This is a genomic window from Myxococcus llanfairpwllgwyngyllgogerychwyrndrobwllllantysiliogogogochensis, assembly GCF_006636215.1.
GTDB classification, from domain to species: Bacteria; Myxococcota; Myxococcia; order Myxococcales; family Myxococcaceae; genus Myxococcus; species Myxococcus llanfairpwllgwyngyllgogerychwyrndrobwllllantysiliogogogochensis.
This window is the reverse complement of the sequence record NZ_VIFM01000760.1, coordinates 1-449: the sequence shown is the minus strand read 5'-3', so window position 1 is coordinate 449 and position 449 is coordinate 1. Positions and strand designations below refer to the sequence as shown.

Genomic DNA, 449 nt, shown 5'->3' with positions numbered 1-449 from the left:
TCGCGGGACAGGAAGGTGCCCGCCTCGTCGAAGAGGACGAAGGGCTGGTCTCCCCCCGCACGGACGGTGAAGCGCGCGAGGTTGGCGCAGTCCGTCGGAATCTCCTGCGAGTCCGCGATGGCGAAGCGCACCCGGGTGGTCCCCGCCACGGGCTCCACCGACGCGATGGGCAGGTCGACGGCGCACAGCACATCCGTGCCCTCCAGGACGATGATGTCCCCGGCCCGCGCCGGAGCGGCCACGGTGGGCTCGGCCTCGAAGAGCCGCGGCGTAGAGGGGTCCCGAGGCAGGCCGCTCAGCCCTGGCAACGCGCCCTGGTAGATGATCCGGTAGAAGCCGTTCGGAACGGAGCCCTCGTAGAGCACCGTCGACTGGAGCGTCTGGTCCTGGGTCACCGTCACCAGGTCCGCCGTCTCGATGACGAGCGGCTGCTCGTTGCTGTCCAGCAG

At 70.4% G+C, this 449-nt stretch carries 1 pseudogene; it reads right to left on the bottom strand.

From position 1 onward, the window contains the following. Window positions 1-449: pseudogene (locus tag FJV41_RS50375) on the bottom strand (hypothetical protein); the annotation flags it as partial.